Source organism: Streptomyces sp. NPDC001606, assembly GCF_053596835.1.
Genome location: NZ_JBSFHC010000001.1, coordinates 152,753 through 174,849, shown reverse-complemented (window position 1 = coordinate 174,849; position 22,097 = coordinate 152,753). Strand labels below are relative to the sequence as shown.

At 71.2% G+C, this 22,097-nt stretch carries 19 protein-coding genes; 10 read left to right on the top strand and 9 right to left on the bottom strand.

Annotated elements, in window-relative coordinates:
* Nucleotides 1–7: 7 nt before the first annotated feature.
* Nucleotides 8–1,057 (bottom strand): YncE family protein, encoded by a 1,050-nt coding sequence (locus tag ACWCV9_RS00880; RefSeq protein ID WP_450783453.1) that lies wholly within the window; start codon nt 1,055–1,057, stop codon nt 8–10.
* Nucleotides 1,058–1,207: 150 nt separating this feature from the next.
* On the opposite strand from ACWCV9_RS00880, the gene ACWCV9_RS00875 reads away from it, so the two are divergent.
* Nucleotides 1,208–2,140: a LysR family transcriptional regulator gene (locus tag ACWCV9_RS00875; RefSeq protein WP_450784216.1), complete on the top strand. Its 933-nt coding sequence runs from the start codon at nt 1,208–1,210 to the stop codon at nt 2,138–2,140.
* 58 nt (nt 2,141–2,198) lie between these two features.
* Here the strand turns inward: ACWCV9_RS00875 and ACWCV9_RS00870 are convergent, their stop codons facing one another.
* Complete coding sequence (locus ACWCV9_RS00870) at nt 2,199–3,152, bottom strand: SDR family NAD(P)-dependent oxidoreductase (protein WP_450783452.1); 954 nt, start codon at nt 3,150–3,152, stop codon at nt 2,199–2,201.
* Between the two features lie 265 nt (nt 3,153–3,417).
* On the opposite strand from ACWCV9_RS00870, the gene ACWCV9_RS00865 reads away from it, so the two are divergent.
* Together ACWCV9_RS00865 and ACWCV9_RS00860 are read left to right on the top strand one after the other, a co-directional pair.
* The gene (locus ACWCV9_RS00865; protein WP_450783451.1) at nt 3,418–4,416 is read left to right on the top strand and encodes an asparaginase; all 999 of its coding nucleotides are present in this window, start codon (nt 3,418–3,420) and stop codon (nt 4,414–4,416) included.
* A 276-nt stretch (nt 4,417–4,692) separates the two neighbouring features.
* Nucleotides 4,693–5,067: a VOC family protein gene (locus ACWCV9_RS00860; RefSeq protein ID WP_450784215.1), complete on the top strand. Its 375-nt coding sequence runs from the start codon at nt 4,693–4,695 to the stop codon at nt 5,065–5,067.
* A gap of 78 nt (nt 5,068–5,145) precedes the next feature.
* Here ACWCV9_RS00860 and ACWCV9_RS00855 read toward each other — a convergent pair whose 3' ends face one another.
* Nucleotides 5,146–5,811: a TetR family transcriptional regulator gene (locus ACWCV9_RS00855; RefSeq protein ID WP_450783449.1), complete on the bottom strand. Its 666-nt coding sequence runs from the start codon at nt 5,809–5,811 to the stop codon at nt 5,146–5,148.
* Nucleotides 5,812–6,022: 211 nt separating this feature from the next.
* Between ACWCV9_RS00855 and ACWCV9_RS00850 the strand changes: the two genes are divergently transcribed.
* The gene (locus ACWCV9_RS00850; protein WP_450783448.1) at nt 6,023–8,257 is read left to right on the top strand and encodes an MMPL family transporter; all 2,235 of its coding nucleotides are present in this window, start codon (nt 6,023–6,025) and stop codon (nt 8,255–8,257) included.
* A gap of 125 nt (nt 8,258–8,382) precedes the next feature.
* Here the strand turns inward: ACWCV9_RS00850 and ACWCV9_RS00845 are convergent, their stop codons facing one another.
* The gene (locus ACWCV9_RS00845) at nt 8,383–8,760 is read right to left on the bottom strand and encodes a hypothetical protein (RefSeq protein ID WP_450783447.1); all 378 of its coding nucleotides are present in this window, start codon (nt 8,758–8,760) and stop codon (nt 8,383–8,385) included.
* Nucleotides 8,757–10,493 (bottom strand): aa3-type cytochrome oxidase subunit I, encoded by a 1,737-nt coding sequence (ctaD, locus tag ACWCV9_RS00840; RefSeq protein ID WP_450783446.1) that lies wholly within the window; start codon nt 10,491–10,493, stop codon nt 8,757–8,759. The genes ACWCV9_RS00845 and ctaD overlap by 4 nt, the downstream gene beginning before the upstream one ends.
* Before the next feature lie 295 nt (nt 10,494–10,788).
* On the opposite strand from ctaD, the gene ACWCV9_RS00835 reads away from it, so the two are divergent.
* Nucleotides 10,789–11,097 carry a hypothetical protein gene (locus ACWCV9_RS00835; RefSeq protein ID WP_450783445.1) on the top strand — a complete coding sequence of 103 codons (309 nt, stop codon included), beginning with the start codon at nt 10,789–10,791 and terminating at the stop codon, nt 11,095–11,097.
* 26 nt (nt 11,098–11,123) lie between these two features.
* Here the strand turns inward: ACWCV9_RS00835 and ACWCV9_RS00830 are convergent, their stop codons facing one another.
* Together ACWCV9_RS00830 and ACWCV9_RS00825 are read right to left on the bottom strand one after the other, a co-directional pair.
* The gene (locus ACWCV9_RS00830; protein WP_450783444.1) at nt 11,124–12,431 is read right to left on the bottom strand and encodes an alpha/beta hydrolase family protein; all 1,308 of its coding nucleotides are present in this window, start codon (nt 12,429–12,431) and stop codon (nt 11,124–11,126) included.
* 187 nt (nt 12,432–12,618) lie between these two features.
* Nucleotides 12,619–13,068: an HIT family protein gene (locus tag ACWCV9_RS00825; protein WP_450783442.1), complete on the bottom strand. Its 450-nt coding sequence runs from the start codon at nt 13,066–13,068 to the stop codon at nt 12,619–12,621.
* A gap of 98 nt (nt 13,069–13,166) precedes the next feature.
* Here ACWCV9_RS00825 and ACWCV9_RS00820 point away from each other — a divergent pair, with 98 nt between their 5' ends.
* Nucleotides 13,167–14,174 (top strand): alpha/beta hydrolase, encoded by a 1,008-nt coding sequence (locus ACWCV9_RS00820; RefSeq protein WP_450783441.1) that lies wholly within the window; start codon nt 13,167–13,169, stop codon nt 14,172–14,174.
* Between the two features lie 564 nt (nt 14,175–14,738).
* The gene (locus tag ACWCV9_RS00815; protein ID WP_450783440.1) at nt 14,739–15,404 is read left to right on the top strand and encodes an acetate uptake transporter; all 666 of its coding nucleotides are present in this window, start codon (nt 14,739–14,741) and stop codon (nt 15,402–15,404) included.
* Nucleotides 15,405–15,490: 86 nt separating this feature from the next.
* Here ACWCV9_RS00815 and ACWCV9_RS00810 read toward each other — a convergent pair whose 3' ends face one another.
* Nucleotides 15,491–16,051, bottom strand: coding sequence for a hypothetical protein (locus tag ACWCV9_RS00810; protein ID WP_450783439.1), 561 nt, complete (start codon nt 16,049–16,051; stop codon nt 15,491–15,493).
* A 318-nt stretch (nt 16,052–16,369) separates the two neighbouring features.
* Between ACWCV9_RS00810 and ACWCV9_RS00805 the strand changes: the two genes are divergently transcribed.
* Genes ACWCV9_RS00805 through ACWCV9_RS00795 form a run of 3 tightly spaced genes read left to right on the top strand, consistent with a single transcriptional unit; the run spans nt 16,370 to nt 21,627 of the window.
* Complete coding sequence (locus ACWCV9_RS00805; RefSeq protein WP_450783438.1) at nt 16,370–17,419, top strand: ABC transporter ATP-binding protein; 1,050 nt, start codon at nt 16,370–16,372, stop codon at nt 17,417–17,419.
* Between the two features lie 34 nt (nt 17,420–17,453).
* Nucleotides 17,454–18,821, top strand: a complete 1,368-nt coding sequence (locus tag ACWCV9_RS00800) for an ABC transporter permease (RefSeq protein WP_450783436.1) — start codon at nt 17,454–17,456, stop codon at nt 18,819–18,821.
* A gap of 49 nt (nt 18,822–18,870) precedes the next feature.
* Nucleotides 18,871–21,627 carry an alkaline phosphatase family protein gene (locus ACWCV9_RS00795; protein WP_450783435.1) on the top strand — a complete coding sequence of 919 codons (2,757 nt, stop codon included), beginning with the start codon at nt 18,871–18,873 and terminating at the stop codon, nt 21,625–21,627.
* A 73-nt stretch (nt 21,628–21,700) separates the two neighbouring features.
* Here ACWCV9_RS00795 and ACWCV9_RS00790 read toward each other — a convergent pair whose 3' ends face one another.
* On the bottom strand, nt 21,701–22,090 hold the full coding sequence (locus tag ACWCV9_RS00790) for a cupin domain-containing protein (protein ID WP_385842740.1): 390 nt from the start codon (nt 22,088–22,090) through the stop codon (nt 21,701–21,703).
* Between the last annotated feature and the right edge of the window lie 7 nt (nt 22,091–22,097).

The following is a 22,097-nucleotide window of genomic DNA, read 5'->3' as shown; positions in this document are numbered from 1 at the left end:
CCTGGGGTCAGCTGTGGGGGATGTACGCCAGACCGTGCGCGCCCGGCTCGCCGCGCTTGGCGAGGTCCAGCCGGGACACCGTTTGAAGCGTGTCCAGGTCGACGATGTCGACGGTGGACGAGGCGACACAGGCGACGTAGGCGAGCCGGCCGTCCGGTGAGGAGCCGATGGTCAGCGGGCCCTGCCCGACCTCGACCTCGCCCAGCCGCTCGTGCGTCCCGGCCGCGAACACGGTGAGCCGGCCCGGCAGGTGCTGACCCAGCCGGTACATCGGGTCGGGCGTCATGCGCAGTTCGCCCGCGAGCAGCCGTCCCGTCGACGTCAGGTGCACCGGTAGGCACACCGAGCGGGTGGGCAGAACGCCGACCACGGATGCCGTCCGGGTGTCGATGACCCGGATGCCCGGAGCCGGCCGCTCCTCGTCCGTGCCGGAGAACCCGGCGTACGGCGCGGCGACGAACACCTGCGTGCCGTCGGCCGAGACGGCCAGCCCCTCACTGCCCGGCACCTCGACCTTCGCGATCATGGCTCCCTGCTCGAGGTCGACCACCGACACGAACGGCGCCTCCTTGTTGGTGGCGTACCCCCGCCGTCCCGCCGGATCGATGGCGAACCAGTGCGGCCCGGGCGCGCCGGTGTCGATCCGCCCCACCGGCCGGCGGGTCCGGGTGTCGATCACCACGACTCCGCCGGGCCGCTCGGCCGAGCCCTCCACGCTGACGTAGAGGCGGTGCCGGGCCGGGTCCAGGGCCAGACCGTGCGGACCGTGTTCCGGGGCGAGATCGATCACCTCGACGATCCGGCGCGCATCCGGGTCGATGACCGTCACCTCCGTCCGCCGTCCGCTGTTGGCGTGGTAGTAGCCGGAGCGGTAGGCCGAGGTGCACCACAGCAGGCGCTGCTGCGGGTCGAAGCACAACTCGTGCGGCTCGGCGAGGACCTCGACCGAGCCGAGGTGCCGGTCGTGGGCGGCGTCGAAGAACGAGACCGTGGGCCCGCTCTGGCTGACCACGGCCAGCACGTCACCTTCCCGGCCGGCGCGCGGAGACTGCTGCATGAAGGGCTCCTCATGGAGTTCGTCGGAACGTCACGCGCGATGGCCGCGCGGACGGTTCCACCCTCACGGCGACACCCGTGCGGCGACAATGCAAAGATGGGCAGCCAATCCTTGCCGTACGCGTAAAAGCACAGCTCAGGAGGGGATTTGCTGGACCTGAACCTGCTGCGCGTCCTGGACGCGCTGCTCCAGGAGAACAGCGTGACCCGTGCCGCCGAGCGGCTCGGCACCTCGCCGGCCGCGGTCAGCCGGACACTGGCCCGGCTCCGCCGAGCCGTCGGCGACCCGCTGCTGGTGCGTGCCGGACAGCGACTGGTCCCGACCCCGCGAGCCGCCGAACTCCGCGACGAGGTCAGCGCGTTGCTGCGCGGCTGCGACAACGTCCTGCGTCCGGGCGCCGGTTTCGACGCCGCGCACCTCCAGCGCACCTTCACCGTGCAGGCGGCCGAGCTGCTGCTGGTGGGACTGGCTGCGACCCTGACGGAACGGATCCACACCGAGGCCCCGCAGGTCGACGTCGTGTTCCTGCCGGAAGCGGTGGAGGGCGGACCGGCCCTGCGGCAGGGCCTGGTCGACGTCGAACTGGGCGTGCTCGACCACCTGGACCCGGAGATCCGGACCCGGCAGCTCATCCGGGCACCGCTGGTCGGAGTGGCCCGCGTCGGGCACCCCCTCTTCACCGGTCGGATCGACGCCCGCCGGTTCGCCGCCGCCGACCACATCGGCATCTCCCGCCTCGGCAAGCGGCTCGGGCCCATCGACAGCGCCCTCGCGCACCTCGGTCTGCGGCGCCGGACCGCCGTCGTCGTCCCCAGCCACACCAGCGCGATGCTGCTCGCCCGGGACACCGACCTCGTCGCCCTCACCCTGGCCGACTGGCTCCCCGGCACCCTCACCGCCCTCGGCCTGCGCACCTTCCCGATCCCGCTCGACCTGGCCCCCCTCGACCTCGGCATGGCCTGGCACCCCCGCAACGCGGCCGATCCCGGCCACCGCTGGTTCCGCGCGCATCTGGCGGCGGCGGTCCTGGAGCTGTCCGAAACGCCCACGCCACCCGACACCCGGCAGAGCACGACGCCGTAGCGGGGCGGCACTCGACAGGCTCTGGGAACCAGGCGAGCGCCGGCTCGCCGGTCTGCATCTATCGATGCAGGACATCGGGGGCGACGCCGGTCAGCTCGCGGCCGGCGTCCCACAACCGTGCCGCGACGGCGGTGTCGGTGAGATGACTCCACACCGCTTCTCGGCGAGGCGCGCCGCGCAGGCCGAATCGGCGTGGTCCCCACAACTGCCCCCCGAGGACGGCCGGGTCGAGCACCGCCCGGACCGCGGGCCAGGCGCCGGCGTCCTTGCCCTGCACCAGGAGGGCGGCTGGTGCCGCGCACAACCGCGCCCCGGAACTCCGTACATGGACCGGCGGCCGCGACGGCGTGAGGGAGTCCAGGGCGCCGCCGGGATGGACCACGACACTTGCCACCGTGCTGCCGAGGGCACGCAGGCGACGGTCGAGTTCGAGCCCGAAGTACATCTGCGCCAGCTTGGACCGCCCGTAGGCGCGTTTGGGCCGGTAGTCCCGCAGGGACTGGAGATCGTCCAGGTCCAGCCGCTCGGACTTCGCGGCGAAACTGCCCACGGTCACGACGCGTGCCGCCGGCGCGGCCGACAGCAGTGGCATCAGCCGGCCGGTCAGCGCGAAGTGCCCGAGATGGTTCGTGCCGAACATGAGCTCATGACCGTCTCCGGTCTCGCGGCGCGGCGGGTCGTCGAGCGCGACGCCGGCGTTGTGCACCACCGCGTCCAGACGGTCCGCCTCCAGGGCTCCCACCGTCGCGCGGAGCGACGAAAGGTCGGCGAGGTCCAGCCGTACGGCCCGCACCCGCGCGCCCGGCACACGCGAGCGGATCGAGGAGACGGCGGCATCGGCTCTTCCCCGGTCCCGGCTGCCCAGCACGACGGTGGCGCCGGTCGCGGACAGCTGTTCCGCGATGAAGTACCCGATGCCCGCGTTGCCGCCGGTGACCAGAAAGACGCGGCCCTCGGCACGCGGTAGCCGGTGGACATCCCAGGGCGGGGTGGAGAAGGCGGACGACGGCATGACGGAAGGCTCCCTCCGGAAGAACGAGACGGTCACGGCCGCTCCGAGGGAGCGAGCCGTCGCCCACCATGTCGGCCGGGGCCGACACATCACCGACAGCCGCGTGCCGAGACCGATATGGCGCCGACACCCGGCGCCGACCCACCCGTCACCGTGGCCCCCCGCCCGCTCGTCTCGTCCGCCGTTGTGACCGGTTGCGGAGCAGACGCCGGGCGCCGCTCCCGGTACCGTGACCGGCCCGACCCCCTTCCGGAAGGTCACGCCGATGCCCCAGTCCGCCGGAGCTTCAGCCACTCATGGGACCGACGCCGGCGACGGCACGGCCGCGCCTCCGGTCCTCGCCGAAGTCGTCCGGTCCGGGTTCGTGGAGGGCCGGCACCGGGGGAGCCTGGTGCTGCTCGCCGCCGACGGCTCGGTGGAGCTGGCACTCGGCGATGTCACGTCGCCCCTCTTCCCGCGCTCCGCCAACAAGCCGATGCAGGCCGCGGGCGTGCTGCGGGCCGGGCTCGAACTCGCCGGCCCGCGACTGGCCCTGGCCGCCGCCAGCCATTCCGGCGAGCCCTTCCACCGCGACCTGGTCCGCACGATGCTCCAGGAGCACGGGCTGAGCCCGCAGCAACTGCGGTGCCCGCCCGCCCTTCCGCTCGACCAGGAGGAACAGGAGGCCTACCTGGCGGCGGGCGGCCGCCGGGACCCGGTGGCGATGAACTGCTCCGGCAAGCACACCGCCATGCTGGCGGCCGCCGCGCTGCGGAACTGGCCGCTGGACTCCTACCTCGACCCCGACCATCCCGTGCAGCGCCTGATCCGCACGGTGCTGGAGGAGGCGGCTGGCGAGACGGCGGCCGCGGTCGGCACCGACGGCTGCGGAGCGCCGCTGTGGGCGATCAGCCTGACCGGCCTCGCCCGTGCCTACCGTGCCTTCGTGCTGGCCGACCCCGGCACGCCCGAGGGGCGGGTCGCCGACGCGATGCGCGCCCACCCCGAGCACGTGGCCGGCACCCGGCGGCACGACACCTGGCTGATGCGGGAGATACCGGGGGTGCTGTCGAAGGTGGGCGCGGAGGCGGTCCAGGCCGTCGCCCTGCCCGACGGCCGGGCACTGGCCCTGAAGATCGAGGACGGCGGCGGCCGGGCCCTCGGCCCGGTCGTGTCCCACGCGCTGCGCCGCATCGGCGTCACAGCACCGGTACTGGACCGCGTCGGCCGACTGCCGCTGCTGGGCGGCGGTCGCGAGGTGGGGGAGATCCGGCCGGTGTTCTAGTGGCTTGCAGGCCCTTGTTGCGGGAGCGGCTTCAAGGCCGCGCCATGAGCCAACGGGCAGCGACCGGCGCCCAGTTGCCGGAGACGTGGAAGAACGCGTAAGGTCCTCGACGTGAACACCGGACCGGCGCTACGCCACACACGGATCGGCTACCCGGTGGAGGGCTGATCGCACAGCGGGTGCGCAGACGGCACCCCAGTTCGGCACGCGGACCTCCCAGTGCTTGTGCACCACGAGTCCGTTCTTTTCGTGTCGAACACCAGCGAGGCCATCCTCATGACAGTCACGTTCAACCACACCATCATCGCCTCCAAGGACCGCAACGCTTCGGCTCGCTTCTTCCGCGAGTTGCTGGAGCTCCCGGAAGCGCCGTCCTGGGGTCCGTTCACCAACATCCAGCTCTCCGACGGCGTGCTGCTCCAGTTCGCCGAGCCGCCGGTGGAGATCCAGATGCAGCACTACGCCTTCCTGATCGACGACGAGCTGTTCGACCGGGCCTACCGGCGACTGTGTGACGGCGGCATCGAGCACTGGGCCGACCCGCAGATGCGCCGCCCGGGCGAGACCAACACCGAGCACGGCGGTCGCGGGGTGTACTTCAAGGACCCCGCCGGCCACGCGATCGAGCTGATCACCCGCCCGTACCTGTAACCCGTACCTGGCCGGGCACCTGCACCGCTGTGCCCGGCCAGGCACCGGCCCAGCTCCTGACGTCACTCATGGCCGCACTCACGCGGGCCGGTCCGCCGTATCCCCCTGCGCCAGCAGTACCCCGAAGGCTTCTTCCAGCAGCGCGGTGAACTCCTCGAGCGTGCGCGAGCCGGGGCCGCCGCCCTCCGCGCCACGGGTGTACAGGATCAGCGCGCTGCGTACGGCGGCGACGCAGGCCCGGGCCACCACCGACGCGCGCAGGGCGCGCGAGCGAGCCGGCTCCTGCGGGTCGTGCGCGGCGAAGCGCTCGGCGAGCGCCGTGGCGATGCCGTCCTCGAAGTCCGTCAGGACGCGAGTGGGCCGGCCCTGGCCCCCGAGTGTGCGGGGCGGTGCGCCGACGAAGAGGATGGCGAGACCGCCGTCGAGCCCGGCCGCGGCTGCGAGCAGGCTGTGGTGGACGGCGGTGATCGGCGGCTCGCCGTCCGGCCGTTGGCGGATCTCCCGCTGCACGAGGGGTACGAAGTCCAGGATCTCGGCGAAGACGAGGTCCTCCTTCGAGGGGAAGTAGCGGAAGAACGTGCGCTCGGTGACTCCGGCGGCCGCGGCGATGTCCTTGACCGTCGTCTCGTGGTAGCCGCGCTCGGCGAACATGCGGGTCGCCGTCTGGAGCAGCGTCCTGCGCGTGGCGGCCTTCTTGCGGTCCCGCCGTCCCAGCTCCTTCTCCTGTGTCCCGTGTTCGCTCACGCGCTCATCCTGCCACGGACCGTCTGACCCAAGATCGACGCGCGACCCGGCAAAGTGTCATCCCTGACAGTTTAGGTATCGTGTCAGTCATGACACTTTTTCCTGCCGGTCCGTCACCGCCCCGGTCCCGCCCGCGCCCGCTCTGCCCGTCCCCCTGACTCCCGACGTGCCGCTCGCCCGTTTCCACAAGATCCCCAAGGAGCACCTTTCCATGGCATCCCTGCTCTACCGCCTGGGCCGCGGCGCCTTCCGGCATCGCCGGGCAGTGCTCGCCGGCTGGCTTCTGGTGCTGACCGCGGTGATCACCTGTGTGATCACGTTCGGCGGGCAGACCAACGACGAGTTCACCGTGCCCGGCTCACCGGCCCAGACCGCGATGGACACCCTCAAACGCGAGCTGCCCTCGGCGGCCGGCACCAGCGCCCAGATCGTGTTCGTCGCCCCGAAGGGCCACCGGATCACCGAGCCCCGGTACGCCGGTGCCGTCAGCGCCACCATGGCGGAGGCGAAGAAGGCCCCGCAGGTCGTCGCCGTCACCGACCCGGTACAGAACAAGCTGATATCCCCGGACCGTACGACCGCGCTCGGCCAGGTCCGCTACCAGGTCGGCAAGGCCGACCTGCACGACGACAGCCTCGGCGCGCTCGAACAGAGGACCAAGGCGGCGAAGGACGCCGGGCTCACCGTCGAGGTCGGCGGATCCGCCTACGGCAGCAGCAAGAGCACCGGCCACACCAAGGAACTGATCGGCCTGGCCATCGCCGTGGTGGTGCTCACGATCACCTTTGGCTCGCTGTTCGCCGCAGGCATGCCCCTGCTGACCGCGGTCACCGGCGTCGCGATCACCCTGCTGGGCCTGTCCGCACTGACCGGCATCCTCACCATCTCCGCCACCGCACCCTCCCTCGCGTCGATGCTCGGGCTGGCCGTCGGCATCGACTACGCCCTGTTCATCCTGTCCCGCCACCGCTCGCAGCTCGCCACGGGCACGGACACCGAGGAGTCGGCGGCCCGGGCCACCGCCACCGCGGGCAGCGCCGTCGTCTTCGCCGGCCTCACGGTGATCATCGCGCTCTGCGGGCTCGCCGTCGTCCGCATTCCCTTCCTGACCGTGATGGGCCTGGCCGGAGCCGGCGCCGTACTGATCGCGGTGGCCGTGTCGACCACGCTCCTGCCCGCCCTCATGGGCTTCGCCGGGGAACGGCTGCGGCCGAAGCCCGGCTCCCGCGCCGCCCGCCGCGAACAGGCGGCCCACGACGCCGGGCACGGTGCTCGCCGGTCGATGGGCGAACGCTGGGGCAGGATCGCCGTCCGCCGACCGCTGCTCACCCTCGCGGCCGTGCTGATCGCCCTGCTGACCATCGCCCTGCCCGCCCGTGACCTCCGACTGGCCCTGCCCGACAACGGCTCCGCCCCGGCCGGCAGCGGCCAGCGGCAGGCCTACGACACCGTCTCCGCCGCGTTCGGCCCCGGCTTCAACGGCCCGCTCCTGGTCCTCGCCGACACCTCCCACGCCGACAGCCCGCAGCAGGCCACGGCCGCCCTCGAGCGCGACCTCAGGTCCACCGACGGCGTCGCCACGGTGGGCGCCCCGCAGCCCGTCCAGCACGGGGATGCTGCCGTCATCCAGGTGGTGCCGAAGACCGGCCCCGCGGACGACCGGACGAAGCACCTGGTCGAACGCATCCGGGATGAGGCACCCGGCTGGCGGCACCGGACGGGGGCCGAGATCTCCGTCACCGGTACGACCGCCGTGAACATCGACGTCTCCGACCGGCTCGCGAACTCGCTCCTGCCCTTCACGCTGGTGGTCGTAGGCCTGTCCCTGCTGCTGTTGCTGATCGTGTTCCGCTCGGTGATCGTGCCGCTGAAGGCCAGCCTCGGGTTCCTCCTCTCGGTGGCCGCCACCTTCGGTGCCGTCGTCGCCGTCTTCCAGTGGGGCTGGCTCTCCGGCCTCCTCGGCGTCGCCGAGACCGGACCGGTGGTCAGCATCCTGCCCATCCTCGTGATGGCCGTCCTGTTCGGACTCGCCATGGACTACGAGGTGTTCATGGTCAGCCGCATGCGGGAGGCGTACGTCCACGGCGCCGAGCCCCGTGAAGCCGTCCTGGCCGGCTCGCGGCACGCCTCCCGGGTGGTCACCGCCGCCGCGCTGATCATGTTCGCGGTGTTCGCGAGCTTCATCCCCGGCGGCAGCAGCATGCTCAAGCCGATCGCCTTCGCCCTCGCCGTCGGCGTCTTCCTCGACGCCTTCCTGGTCCGTATGACCCTCGTCCCGGCCGTCCTCGCGCTCGTCGGCCGGGCCGGCTGGTGGCTGCCGAAGTGGCTGGACCGGCTGCTGCCGGACCTCGACATCGAGGGCGAGCGAGTCGCGACGGGCCCCGCACCCGCGGATACCGTCGTGCCCGTCCCCACGACCGCGGCAAGCGGTGCCGACAGCGCCTGACGAGACCGCAGCGACGCGGCCGACACCCTGGCCGCCGACCGGCAGGCGCCCTCGGCCGCGTCGCATTCCCCAGAGCCACCGATCACCTACCGCGGAGCACCGGCCGGCACCGATCCGATCCGGGGTCACCTGCCCAGCAGGCAGGCCCCCGTACTGACCGCGGCCGAGCAGGTGAACAGGAGGCAGGCGCAGGCGGCATGCCGTCTGAACAGAGCGCGCCGCAACGCGGCATAACGCGCCTCGTACTCGCCTCGCAGCCGCTTCGCCCGGTCGGCCGTGGCCTGGAGTGCCTGCCGGGTCAGGCCCAGGCGCTGCTCGGTGTAGTGCCGGGCGAGGTCCTCGGCCTGCCCGCTCGTGAGCCACGGCAGACGCGCGCACAGTGCCTCGGCCTCCCGCAGCGCCTGCTCCCGCTCCGCCTGCAACAGGAGGTAGCCCTCGACCTCATTGGCGAGTGGCCCGCCCTGCCGGTCCAGCGGGGCACCGCGACCACTCGACCGGGTCAAGGCCGACCGCTTTCGCGCCCCGGCTCCACGCCGCCCTGCGCACCTGCACCGCCCGCGTACTCCAGCTCGGCGAACTCCGGGTGATGGAGATCGAACGCCGGGGACTCACTGCGGATCCGCGGCAGGGTGACGAAGTTGTGCCGCGGGGGCGGGCACGAGGTCGCCCACTCGAGCGAACGGCCGTAGCCCCACGGGTCGTCCACCCCGACCGGCGTGCCGTACTTGGCCGTCTTCCACACGTTGTAGAGGAACGGCAGCATCGACATACCGAGCAGGAAAGCGCTGATCGTGGAGATGGTGTTCAGCGTGGTGAAGCCGTCGGAGGCGAGATAGTCGGCGTACCGGCGCGGCATGCCCTCGGCACCCAGCCAGTGCTGGACCAGGAAGGTGCCGTGGAAGCCGACGAACAGCGTCCAGAAGCTGATCTTGCCGAGGCGCTCGTCGAGCATCTTGCCGGTGAACTTCGGCCACCAGAAGTGGAAGCCGGAGAACATCGCGAAGACGACCGTACCGAAGACCACGTAGTGGAAGTGGGCCACCACGAAGTACGAGTCGGACACGTGGAAGTCCATCGGCGGCGAGGCCAGGATGACACCCGTCAGCCCGCCGAAGAGGAAGGTGACGAGGAAGCCCGCGGCCCAGAGCATCGGCGTCTCGAAGGACAGCGAGCCCTTCCACATCGTGCCGATCCAGTTGAAGAACTTCACCCCGGTGGGCACGGCGATGAGGAACGTCATGAAAGCGAAGAACGGAAGCAGTACGCCGCCGGTGACATACATGTGGTGGGCCCACACCGTCACGGACAGACCGGAGATGGCGATCGTCGCGGCGATCAGACCCATGTAGCCGAACATCGGCTTACGGGAGAAGACCGGGATGACCTCGGAGACGATGCCGAAGAACGGCAGCGCGATGATGTACACCTCCGGATGGCCGAAGAACCAGAAGAGGTGTTGCCACAGCAGCGTGCCTCCATTGACCGGGTCGAAGACGTGCGCGCCGAACTTCCGGTCGGCTTCCAGGGCGAAGAGCGCGGCCGCGAGGACCGGGAAGGCGAGCAGGACCAGCACACCGGTCAGCAGCACGTTCCAGCAGAAGATCGGCATCCGGAACATGGTCATGCCCGGGGCACGCATGCAGATGATCGTGGTGATGAAGTTGACCGAGCCGAGGATGGTGCCGAAACCCGAGAACGCCAGACCCATGATGGCCATGTCGGCCCCGGCGCCCGGCGTGCGCACCACGCTCGACAGGGGCGTGTACATGAACCAGCCGAAGTCCGGAGCACCGTCCGGGGTGAGGAGGCTGGCCACGGCAATGAGTGAGCCGAACAGGTACAGCCAGTAGGCGAACATGTTCAGCCGCGGGAACGCCACGTCCGGCGCGCCGATCTGAAGCGGCATGATCCAGTTCGTGAAGCCGGCGAACAGCGGCGTCGCGAACATCAGCAGCATGATCAGGCCGTGCAGCGTGAACGCCTGGTTGAACTGCTCGTTCGACACGATTTGCAGGCCCGGCCGGGCCAGCTCGGCGCGCATGACCAGCGCCAGCACGCCACCGAGCAGGAAGAACGCGAACGACGTCGCCAGATACAGCGTGCCGATCGTCTTGTGGTCCGTGGTCGTCAGCCACTTCACCATGACATTGCCCGGCTGCTTGCGCCGGACCGGCACCTCGTTCTCGTACGAGTCCTCGGCCGCCGCGGCACCGTCGGGTTCGTTGAGGATGCTCACAAGTGGGGTCTCCCGATGCTCACGGTTCGTATCGCTGTCGGCCGCCATCCTTGCGGCTGGCCCTCCTGCGCCGCTGCCAGGAACGCCCTGCATACGGCCGATCGCCTGACGGGCCGCCCCGAACGGAGCAACCCCGGCATGTCGCCTGGCCAGGTCCGACGACCGCGCAGGAGTACGGCGCGTTCCCTCGGGTAGGCGCCCGTACCCGTTGTTCCGGACGCTCGGGCTGTGACAGGACCACCCGCCGGCATCCGTCACGGAACGTAACGGGGTGAAGGAAAGGAAGGAGAAGGCCATGAGGAAACTGACACGCATCACAGGCTCGGTCGGCGCTTCCGTTGCCCTGCTTGGAGGTGCTCTCCTCGCCACCGGCCCCGCGGCGGCGGCCCAGCCGCTGTCCGCCGCCCACGGCCCTGCTCGCGCCACGACCGACCTCAGCAGCCACGCCTGCGGCCCGAACCGTGGCCTTCCCCGGCGCATGGATCCGTGGGTCGCGGGGCAGATCGCGCAGTTCGCCCCGGCGGCCAAGCGGCGGCTGGCGATCTACGATCCTTGGGTGAAGGACCAGCTGGAGCAGGCACGCTGCGGGTTTTCCGCCCGGTAGGACAGCCGGCCCTCACGCTTTGGCGATCAGTCCACGAACAGCATGGCCGGGTACCTCGCCGACGGTCTCTCCAGCAACCGCCCGTTGCGGCCGCGCAACCAGTGGTCGAAGTAGGCCGCCACATAGGCTTCCTCGGTGCGCAGCGCGGTGGCCGGAGCGATGGTGCCGAGGTCGGCGATCCGCACCTTCGACGGTAGGTGGAGCTGCGGCAGAAGCGCTTCCGCGTCGGTGAAGGAGGCATGCTCGGAGCCGCGCAGGGTCAGCTGGCGGGTCCAGCCCCGGGCGTGGGCGCGGAAGGCCTGCCAGCCGGGACCGGTGTCGGTTGCGCCGTCCTTGCCCAGGAGCAGGAACGGTCTGTCGAGGCCGTGCTCGGCGACCGGCATGAGCGAGCCGTCCACGTACGTCAGATTGCCGTCCATGTTGATCCCGGCGGTGATCCTTCTGTCGGCGTCCATCGCCAGCGCTGCGGTGGTGCCGCCCATCGAGTGGCCGAACATACCCACCTCGGAAAGGTCCAGGGCCCCGGTCAGGCCGTCCGGCAGACGCTGTCCCTCCGCGTCGGGGTTCCGGCCGCTGTTCAGCAGCCGGAGCTGGTCCAGGACGAAGCTGGTGTCGCTGACCCGGACCGCCAGCGATGCGCGGACGTACGAGTCGGGATCGGAGGGCGGCACCATGGTGGCGAGCGAGCCGTCGGGGAACTGGACCTCGGGCGACTCGTAGGTGTTGTCGACGGTCACGACCGCATAGCCGCGGCTGGCCAGATCAGTCACCAGGGTGGTGTCCCACGTACGCGGTTCGCCGAGCCCCGGCGAATAGACCACCACCGGCAGCCGCCCCCGGAGCCCGGCGGCCACCGGAGCACCCAGAACGGCGTGGGTGAGGGCGTCGGCCCAGTCGGCTCGGCCGGCCGGAATCTGCATTCCGAGGTAGTCGTTCATGGTGACGCGGTCGAAATGCGCTGCCGCGGCGGGCAGCATGTACGGCGCCGGCGGCCGACCGGCAGTGCGGGTCGCCGGGTAGTACACGCTGGCCATGAGTTCTCGGTGGGGCTTCCCCTGCCCCCATGGATCGGGACGCGCAGGGTCCACCAGGTGCAGGGACACCTCCCCGACACGGTAGGGGCCGGTCGGCGTCGGAAGCGCGAGACGGTCTGTGGATGACAGGGCTGTGGCGGGCCGGTCTGCGGATGAAGGGATGGCGGAGGATACGCGGGGCGCGTCGGCCGCAGCCGCCGGGAGGGCGGTGACGAGCGCGCAGAGCGCCGCGACGGCGGAGGCGGCGAGCGCGCGGACACCGGCGAACCTACGCCGCCCGCATGGTCGTACATCGGTCATGCACCAAGCGTGACGGCCCGAAGCCTCTCCGTACATCAGGGACGGCCCCCATCTTGCCGTCCGGGGCCCCTAAGGGCTGCACAGCCGGGCGGCGATGCGCGGCACGGCAGACCGCGGTCCTCGTAGCGGTCCCGGTCGTGGCGCTGCCCCTCGGGCCGGGCACCGCTCCGAAGACCGCGGCGAAGCCTCAGGAGTGCGTCGCCAGTGCGCGGCGCAGTGCGGCGGCACGCGCCAGCCGTACGTCACGGGGTGTCTCCCGCAAGGCGGGATCGGGCAGCCGGAACGCGTCGTCAGCGAACCGGGGAACCACATGGACATGCACGTGGTGGAACACCTGCCCTGGAATATGGTTGTTCTGCATGACGGTGCTTCCGACAGCCCCGAAGGCGTCCTTCACCGCGCGGGTCACCCGTGCCGCGACGTCGAAGACCTCGTGCAGCAGAGCCGCAGGCAGTCCGTGCAGGTCCGTCGCGTGAGACACCGGCAGGACAAGAGCGTGCCCGGGGTTGTTGCGCCGCTGCTTCAGCGTGGGGACGACGAAGACGCTTTCCGAGCGGTACGCGACCAGGTCCTCGTCGGCCTCGCCGCCCCCGATCCGGCAGAACACACAGTCCGTCACGGCGACTTCCTCCGGCATCAGGTCAGGTTTCCGCGCCCCGCAGGAACGCCGAGCTTGTCAGGACGGAGCCCTGGACGCATCCCGGTTTCCCGGTCGGCCGTGATTGGCTGCCTCGCATGAGAACCGTACGAGCGTTGCCCGCAGGAGAGGCGCCCGCACCACCCTTCGATCCCGAACTGAGCCTCGCCCTGCGCGCGTTGCCCGCCGCCGTGAGGGAGCCGGTCACTCCGGAGAACCTCGTGGCCCGGCAGGAGCAGGACGCCGCGGCCCGGCCGAGGCCGACGGTCGGGGAACTGCGGGCCGGTGGCCGCTTCGAGGTGGAGGAGGTGTGCGTGCCGGGTGTCGCCGACGGGCCGGAGGTCACCCTGGTGAGCGCGCGGCCTGCCGGGATCGTAGGTCCCCTGCCGGTGCTGTACTACATGCACGGCGGCGGCATGATCACGGGCAACGCCTGGTCCGTGCTTCCGCGACTGCTGCGCGAATGGTCTCTCCCCCTGCACCTCGCCGTCGTCTCGGTCGAGTACGCGCTTGCACCGCGGGCCCGCTACCCGCGTCCCGTGGAGGAGTGTTACGCCGGACTGCTCTGGGTGGCCGGGCATGCCGCCGCACTCGGAATCGACCCCCACCGCGTCATCCTTGGAGGGAAGAGCGCCGGTGGCGGGCTGGCCGCCGCCCTCGCCCTGCTCACCCGCGACCGGGGCGGACCCGCGCCGATCGGGCAACTGCTGATGTGCCCGATGCTCGACGACCGCAACGACACGTTCTCCAGCCATCAGATGGCAGGCCTCGACCTCTGGGACCGCACCTCCAACGCCATGGCGTGGCAGGCACACCTGGGCGACCGCTACGGCGCCGCGGACCTGCCTGCCTACGCGGCCCCTGCCCGTGCCACGGACCTCTCCGGACTGCCGCCGGCCTACATCGACGTCGGGTCCGCCGAGACGTTCCGGGACGAGGGCGTGGCCTACGCGCAGGCGCTCTGGCAGGCCGGGGGAGACGCCGAACTGCACGTATGGCCCGGGGCCTGCCACGGCTTCGACACCTTCGCCCCCGAGGCGGCGCTCAGCCAGGACGCCCGCGAGGCCCGGTCCCGCTGGCTGCGGCGCATCCTCGCCCGCCGGTGATGTGGCCAACCAGCAGGCGTGCAGGGCGGTTGACGACGCCCGCCTACCTTACGGCCGTGGCCGAAACCAAGACCGGACCCCTGCGGCTTCCCCACGTGCCGTTCCACGACCACTGCCTGGTCGCCGACACCAAGACCCGCACCTATCACCTCTACACAGTGGACGCTCGGAGTCCGGAGACATCAGAGGGCCGTGGCGGCAGCGCCGGCCGTTGGTCCGGGACGACAGCGGCCCCGGCATGCAGGGCCACACCGTCGACGGCGACGAGCTGCGGGTCGTTCGTCAGCGCACCGACCTCGACGGTGGCGGATGACGACGCGGGCCGGCCCCATGGGCGCCGGTGCCCCGCCGGTGGCCGAGGCGTCGCGGGCGCGCTGATTCCCCGCCGAGGGCCAGGGCGTCCCGGACAGGGCTAATGAATGCGACAAATGGGTACATTCCGTAAAGACAAGAGCGGGCGGCCCTCCCGTGTCGCCGGCCCGCCCGAGCGGCCCGACCAGGGCATGTGCGCGGGCTCGGCGAGCGTCGCCGTCCGGTCGTGCTCTGCTGAAAGGGATGCCGGTCATGAACGAAGACACCAGGAGCTTCGAGCCGGACCAGCCGGCCGGGCAGATACCGCATCCGGCGAGCTGGGCCGATCCGGCCCCGCTGGGCCTGGCCGGCTTCGCGCTGACCACGCTGCTGCTGTCGATCATCAACACCGACCTGCTGAAGGAGGCCGGCGCCATCGTGCCCGTACTGGGCCTGGCGGTGTTCTACGGCGGCCTCGCCCAGTTCATCGCCGGACTGTTCGAGTTCCGGCGCGGCAACACCTTCGGGGCGACGGCCTTCGTCTCCTACGGGGCCTTCTGGCTGTCCTACTGGTGGATCGCCCCGCGCCTGCCGTTCGCCGGTGACACGCACAACGCCCTCGGACTGTTCCTCCTCGGCTGGGCCATCTTCACCGCCTTCATGGCCGTCGCCGCGCTCCGCGTGAGCACCGCCGTGCTCGCGGTGCTCGTCCTGCTGGCCCTCACCTTCCTCTTCCTTGCCATCGGGGCCTTCCAGACCGGGCGCCAGCCGCACGCCATGACGCAGGTCGGCGGCTGGTTCGGCATCGCCACCGGACTCGTCGCCTGGTACACGGCGGCGGCGACCGTCATCAACGAGACCCACGGCCGGTCGCTGCTGCCGGTGGGCACCCGCCGCCCCGTCGCCAACCCGCCGGTACGAGGCGAGCGCCCCGCCTGACCCATCACCGCCCGTACGGCGCCGAGGCCCGCGCCTGAACCTAGGGGGCTGACAACTCCGTAGCCGAGGAACCCACACCAGTCCCCTTACGGGGCCGGGGGTGGCGGATCCTGCTCGGTGCGGGGGACCGGGTGGTAGGCGCCGAAGAGGGGGAGCCGGTGCACCGGAGGCGGCTCCCCGGGCAGCCCCAGCCGCTCCCACGCCATCTGGACGGTCGCCCGGAGCACCCGATGCGCCCGTACGAGCAGCAGAACAGCGAGCGGAATCTCGAACAGCACGGCCGAGGCGACCGCTCCCCACACATCGCGGCTACCCCAGGACAGCGAGATGTCGAACCAGGCATCGCACACCAGCAGCGTGGCCGCGACCACGGCGCACGGGATCAGCAGCTGGCGCCCCAGCCAGACGGCGACACCCGCCGCGACGAGCGAGAGCAGCAGGAGCACGTCGAAGCCGACCCACGCCGCCGGCCAGTACCGGGCCCGGTACTGGCCGGGCAGGGAGAACCCGAGGTAGACCGTCCACGGCACCAGGACGATCACACACAGGGCGATGAAGCGCAGCGCCCGCCGGCGGCGGAGCCACAGCTCCGCGGCGCTGGGCACGGCCCGCAGCCGGCGCCGGGGTATGTCCGCTCTCTTCTCCATGGCCACTCCCGTCCCGCACCCCCGGGATCAGCATATGCGGGCCACTCCTCATCACCGCAGGCCGGAGGCCTGACCCCAGCTTGATCGCAGAGATGCCCCGACCGACGCCGGCCGGCACGCCCAACACGCCCGGCGCAGGCCGGACGACACCCCGACGTCTCCCCGCAGTCACCCTGAAATCCCCCTGAAACAACGGCATTTCGGCTAACGACAGGGTGGGTTCCGGTCGCCTTCCGTTCCGTCAGCGTTCAATCACTTGCCCCTGCCTGTGTTGTGTGTTGTCCCTAGGGTCCTTGAGGTTTCCGAAAGAAGGAGCTCATGGACCCACTCCTCGCAATCCGGGCACGCGGGATCACCAAGTGTTTCGGGGATGTCGTCGCGCTCGACGCGGTCGATCTGGATGTGGCGCAGGGGCAGATCCATGGCCTGGCCGGACCGAACGGCGCGGGCAAGACGACACTGCTGGGTCTGCTGCTCGGCCTGGCCGTCGCCGACAGCGGCCGCATGGAGATCCTGGGCACCCCGGTCGGAAGGGCCTTCGCCGCGCCCGCCGGCGTCGCCGGGTTCGTGGACGGGCCGGGCCTGTACCCGTCGCTCACCGCCCGGCAGAACCTCGTCGCGCTCGCCGCACTCCGCGGCCAGGACGCACGGACGGCGGGCATCGACGACGTACTCGACCAGGTCGGGCTCACCGACGTCGCCGACGACCGGACGCGGGGCTTCTCCCTGGGTATGCGCCAGCGGCTCGGCCTCGCCGCCGCCCTGCTCACCAGGCCCCGGCTGCTGATCCTCGACGAACCCTCCAACGGGCTGGACCCGGCCGGCAAGAAACACGTCCACGGCGTCCTGACGCGGCTCGCGGCGCAGGGCACGAGTGTCGTCCTGTCGAGCCATCGCATGGACGACCTCGAGGCACTGTGCTCGGAGGTCACCATCCTCGCCACCGGACAGGTCGTGTTCTCCGGACCGCTCGGCAAACTGGCCGCGGAGAACCGCGCACTCGACTACCGGCTGGTCACCTCCGACCCGCACGCCGCGCGGCAAATGGCCGCAGACACACCGGGCATCGGGACCGTCACAGAGGCCGGGGCACACCGCGACACCGGGGCGCTCGTCGTCCGTGCGCTGGTACCCGCCCTGGACGAACTGGTCGTACGACTCGTCCAGGCGGGCATCGCGCTGCGCGAGCTCGCCCCCCTCGTGTCCCCGCTCGAAGCCGCCTTCCTGGCCCTCACCGAGCAACGGGACACCGGCGCCGGGCAGCCACACAGCCCGACGACCGGCAGCGAGCCGCACCAGCGAACGCGCGGAGCCGACAAGCACCGGCAGCCGGCGACCGGCGACGAGCAGCGGGGGAGCGCCCGATGACCGCGACCGGCAACGAGCAGCAGGAGACCGCCCGATGACCGCGACCGCAGTCGCCGGCTCCCAGGCCGCCCTCACCCACCGCGTCTCCGTCGCCCGCGCCTACCGCTTCGAACTGGTCAAACTCGTCTCGCACTGGCGGATCCGGCTGCTCGTCCTCGCCTGCTGGATCGCCCCCGCCGTGTTCGTCGCCGCGGTGAGCCGGCAGAGCACGCTGCCCACGGACACCCTCTTCGGCCGCTGGATGCACGCCACAGGATGGGCCGGACCCCTGGTGACGCTCGGCTTCGCGGGTACCTGGGCGCTGCCGCTCCTCACCTCCGTCGTCGCCGGCGACGTCTTCGCCGCCGAGGACCGGCTCGGCACCTGGCGCCATCTGCTCGTCGCCGTCCGCTCGCCGCGCCGGATCTTCGTGGCCAAGGCACTCGCCAGCGTCACCGTCATCCTGCTGCTCGTGGCAGGACTGGCCGCTTCCAGTACGGCAGGCGGGCTGCTCGCGGTCGGCAACCAGCCACTGGTCGGCCTCGACGGCCACCTCGTCGCCCCGGCGGACGCCGCCGCCAGCGTCCTGCTCGCCTGGACCGGCGCGCTCGCCCCGACCCTGGCTCTCGCCGCGATCGGCCTGCTCGGATCCGTCGTCCTCGGCCGGTCCCCGATGGGACTGCTGCTGCCCGCCCTCCTCGCGCTGGCCATGCAGCTCGCCCAGATGCTGCCCCTCCCCGTAGCCGTACGGCTCGCCCTGCCCGGGTACGCCTTCATCGCGTGGAACGGCCTGTTCACCAGCCCGGCACAGCTCGGGCCGCTCCTGATCGGCGTGGCGGTGGCTCTGGTGTGGGCCGTGACCGCGACCGCGCTGGCGTATCTGCTGTTCCTGCGGCGCGACTTCACCAACCTCACCGACGACGGCTCGGCGCGCCGCGCGGTCACCGCGGCGGCCCTGCCGCTCGTCGCACTGGTCGCCGTGACGGTCGCGGCCGTCGCGGCACTCACCACCGCGACGACCACGGGCACCGGCATCGGCCAGGACGCGGTCCAGCGCTCGCTCGCCACGGAGTTCGCCCATCTCTACCGGATGCAGACCAGGCAGCTCAACCGCCCCGACGTCCCGGAAGCGCAGCTGAAGGCCGTGGCGGCCTGCACCAAGGGCGGAGCCGCGGACGCCGTGCAGGGGCCGGGCAACGACTGGCGCTGTGTCGTCTCCTGGCATCTGCCCGGCGTCCAGGCCACCGGAACGGCCGTCTACCAGCTCGACATCACCGCGGACGGGCGATACGTCGCCGACGGCGACGGACCGAAGGAAGTCAACGGCTACTTCCTGGTGCGCACCCCGACAGGAGACGCACCCAACCCGCTCTGGCAGTTCGACGGCAACGTCGACCTCCTTCCCGGCACGCCCAACGGATGACGAAGGGATGAGAAGGGATGAGCACGAGGGATGACGAAAGGATGACCCCATGCAGGTGACACGCCGCCGCAGACGTGTCGAGAGAACCGGTTCGCGCCTCCTCGGCAGACGCGCGGGCCGCCGCATACCCCTCACCACGGCAGCCGTCACCGCGGTGGCCGTCCTCGCCGCAGGCACCGCTTTCGCCCAGACCCGCCAGTTCGGCACCGACCAGGTCGGCCAGGACACCGACCGGGGCCAGGTCATCTCCAGCGACCAGTACATCGACCCGTACGGCGACCGCCTCGTCGTGAACAACGGCAAGATCATGTCATCGGCGGTCAGCCCGGACGGCACCCACCTCGCGGCCTCGGTCGCCGACGGCGGCATGGCGCTGGCCGTGGTGAACCTGGACGACTGGAAGGTGCAGCAGCTCGTCGGCACCTCCGCCACCGCGGACCTGCGCATCGGCAGCAACAGCGTCGGCCAGGAAGGCCCCACGTACTCACCCGACGGCACGCAGCTCTGGCTCGGCCAGACCGACGGCTACACCAAGTTCACCGTCAACCCCGACGGCAGCGTCGGCAACCCGGTGTCCGTCCGCATCCCCGCCGACGGCCCCCGGCACGCGCTCGTGGGCGCCGCCGTGTTCTCCTCCGACGGCTCCACCGTCTACTCCGCGGTCAACGGGCAGAACCGGGTGGTCGCCATCGACGCGGCGACCGGCGCGATCAAGCAGAGCTGGTCCGTGGGCAACGCCCCGCGCGACCTGGTCCAGGCCGGCTCCAAGCTCTACGTCAGCAACGAGGGCGGCCGCCCCGCCCAGCCCGGCGACACCACGATCAACTCCTACAACACCCCGGTGCCCGCCGACCCGGTGACCGCCGCCACCACCACCGGCACGGTCAGCGTCATCGACCTGGCCCACCCCGACGCCACCGCCACCAGCATCGACGTCGGCCTGCACCCCACCGCCCTGTACGCCAAGGGCAGGTCGCTGTTCGTCACGGACACCGCGAGCAACGACGTCTCGGTCATCGACACCGCCCGCGACAAGGTCGTACAGACCATCGCCACCCAGCCGTGGCCGGAGGCGTCGGTCGGCTACGAACCCGACGCGGTGACCCTCACCGACGACGGCCGTCTGCTGGTGACGCTCGGCCGCGCCAACGCCGTCGCCGTCTACCGGTACACCAGCCCGCAGGAACCGGTCAGCTACATCGGCCTGCTCCCCACGGACTACTTCCCCGCCGAGATCGCCACCGTCGGCGACCAGGTGCTGGTCTCCAACACCCGCGGCATCGACGCCCGCCGCCCCACCAACAGCGCCGGCCACAACACGCACGACACGACATCCAGCGTGCAGCGGTTCACCCTGCCGAGCGACCGCACGATCCGCTCGGAGACGGCCAAGGTCTTCCGGCAGAACGGCTGGAGCCCGGGCTCGGTCACCCACACCGACAACAGCAGCCATGCGCGAGCGGTGCCCGTCCCGACCCGCCTCGGCGACCCCTCGACCATCAAGCACGTGTTCCTGATCGTCAAGGAGAACCGCACCTACGACCAGGTCCTCGGCGATATCCCCGAGGGCGACGGCGACCCGTCACTGGCCGAGTTCGGTGAGAACGTCACCCCCAACCAGCACGCCCTGGCCCGGCAGTTCGGCCTGTACGACAACACGTACGACATCGGCACCAACTCCGCCGAGGGCCACAACTGGCTGATGCAGGCCGACAACCCGGAGTACACCGAGTCCTCGGCCGGCGAGTACCAGCGCAGCTACGACACCGAGGACGACGCCCTCGGCCACCAGCGCACCGGGTTCCTGTGGACCGGGGCGCAGGCGGCGGGCAAGTCCGTACGGGACTTCGGCGAGTTCCAGCAGTTCCTGACCAAGCCGGCCGGTTCCAGCTGGCAGAACCTGTACTGCGACAGCAAGAACATGGAGGCGACCGGGCAGGACACCGCCTACCCCCTGGTCTCCTCCTCGCCGATCCCGTCCCTCAACGACGTCTCGGTGCACGGCTTCGCGAAGTTCGACACCAGCGTCCCGGACGTGTACCGCTACCAGATCTGGAAGCGCGACTTCGAGCAGAACGGTCCGGCTGACCTCAACATGTTCTGGCTGTCCAGCGACCACACCGGCGGACCGGCCGGGCCCGCCGCCCAGGTCGCCGACAACGACCTCGCCACCGGCAGGATCGTGGACGAGATCTCGCACAGCCCCTACTGGAAGGACTCGGCGATCTTCGTCGTCGAGGACGACGCCCAGGCCGGCCTCGACCACGTCGACGGCCACCGCGCCCCCATCCAGATCATCAGCCCCTGGGCCCGGCACGGCACCGTCGACAGCCACTACTACACCCAGATCACCCTGATCCGGACCATCGAGCAGATCCTCGGGATCGAGCCGATGAACCAGAAGGACAGCGCGGCCACCCCGATGCGCGCGGCCTTCACCCGGCACCCGGACTACACCCCGTTCACCGCGCTGCCCAACCGGACCTCGCTGACCGACGGCCTGAAGACCCCGCCGCCCTGCGGCGTGGACACCCCCGCACCCCAGGACCCGAAGGCGGCCGTCGTACCGCCGTCGAAGGTGCCGGCCGGCAAGCGGCAACTCGCCGCCCAGTGGGACACCTGGAAGTCCAAGCAACGCCTGACCGGACCCAACGCCGTCCCCGACTACGCCAACCCCGCCCAGATGAACCACTACACCTGGTACGAGACGCACAACTGGACCAAGCCGTACCCCGGTGAGAACAAGATCTACGCCCCGGACGACGTCCCGGGCGCCTACCTCCCCTCCTCGGAGTCCGACGGCTGACCCCGAGGGGGCCCGCCCCGAGGGCCTCCTGTCGGCGACCACCGCCGGCAGGGGGCCCTGCGGCGTTTTCCGGTCAGACGGAGCGTCGCGCCCGGTCCACCCCGGACACCGCGTAGCCGGGCACGGAGGGCCACCGGACGGTCAGTACGACCGACTCCTCCTCGGCGAACCACGAGTGATCGACACCGCGACCCCATACGACGTAGTCGCCCTGGCGGCGCAGGAGAACGCTGCGGTCGGGCAGCTCGACCCGGAAGCGCCCGCTGATCAGGACCAGCAGCGCCGTGCGCTCTTCCCCCTTCACCCACTGCGCCCGTTCGTCGCCGCGCGGGTGGACACCCCACTTGATCTCCACGGCCTCACTGTGCCGGGGATCGCCGGTGTCCTTGAAGTGCCCCAGAATCCATCCCCGGTCCGCGGCCCCGTCCGCACCCGCGTTGCCCGTGTACACACTGTCCTTCACACGACGG

Bases quoted from the DNA above. Each gene is read 5' to 3' on its own strand.
- ACWCV9_RS00880 (WP_450783453.1), bottom strand. From the start codon at position 1,057: ATGCAGCAGTCTCCGCGCGCCGGCCGGGAAGGTGACGTGCTGGCCGTG.
- ACWCV9_RS00870 (WP_450783452.1), bottom strand. From the start codon at position 3,152: ATGCCGTCGTCCGCCTTCTCCACCCCGCCCTGGGATGTCCACCGGCTA.
- ACWCV9_RS00865 (WP_450783451.1), top strand. From the start codon at position 3,418: ATGCCCCAGTCCGCCGGAGCTTCAGCCACTCATGGGACCGACGCCGGC.
- ACWCV9_RS00860 (WP_450784215.1), top strand. From the start codon at position 4,693: ATGACAGTCACGTTCAACCACACCATCATCGCCTCCAAGGACCGCAAC.
- ACWCV9_RS00850 (WP_450783448.1), top strand. From the start codon at position 6,023: ATGGCATCCCTGCTCTACCGCCTGGGCCGCGGCGCCTTCCGGCATCGC.
- ACWCV9_RS00835 (WP_450783445.1), top strand. From the start codon at position 10,789: ATGAGGAAACTGACACGCATCACAGGCTCGGTCGGCGCTTCCGTTGCC.
- ACWCV9_RS00830 (WP_450783444.1), bottom strand. From the start codon at position 12,431: ATGACCGATGTACGACCATGCGGGCGGCGTAGGTTCGCCGGTGTCCGC.
- ACWCV9_RS00825 (WP_450783442.1), bottom strand. From the start codon at position 13,068: ATGCCGGAGGAAGTCGCCGTGACGGACTGTGTGTTCTGCCGGATCGGG.
- ACWCV9_RS00820 (WP_450783441.1), top strand. From the start codon at position 13,167: ATGAGAACCGTACGAGCGTTGCCCGCAGGAGAGGCGCCCGCACCACCC.
- ACWCV9_RS00815 (WP_450783440.1), top strand. From the start codon at position 14,739: ATGAACGAAGACACCAGGAGCTTCGAGCCGGACCAGCCGGCCGGGCAG.
- ACWCV9_RS00810 (WP_450783439.1), bottom strand. From the start codon at position 16,051: ATGGAGAAGAGAGCGGACATACCCCGGCGCCGGCTGCGGGCCGTGCCC.
- ACWCV9_RS00805 (WP_450783438.1), top strand. From the start codon at position 16,370: ATGGACCCACTCCTCGCAATCCGGGCACGCGGGATCACCAAGTGTTTC.
- ACWCV9_RS00800 (WP_450783436.1), top strand. From the start codon at position 17,454: ATGACCGCGACCGCAGTCGCCGGCTCCCAGGCCGCCCTCACCCACCGC.
- ACWCV9_RS00795 (WP_450783435.1), top strand. From the start codon at position 18,871: ATGCAGGTGACACGCCGCCGCAGACGTGTCGAGAGAACCGGTTCGCGC.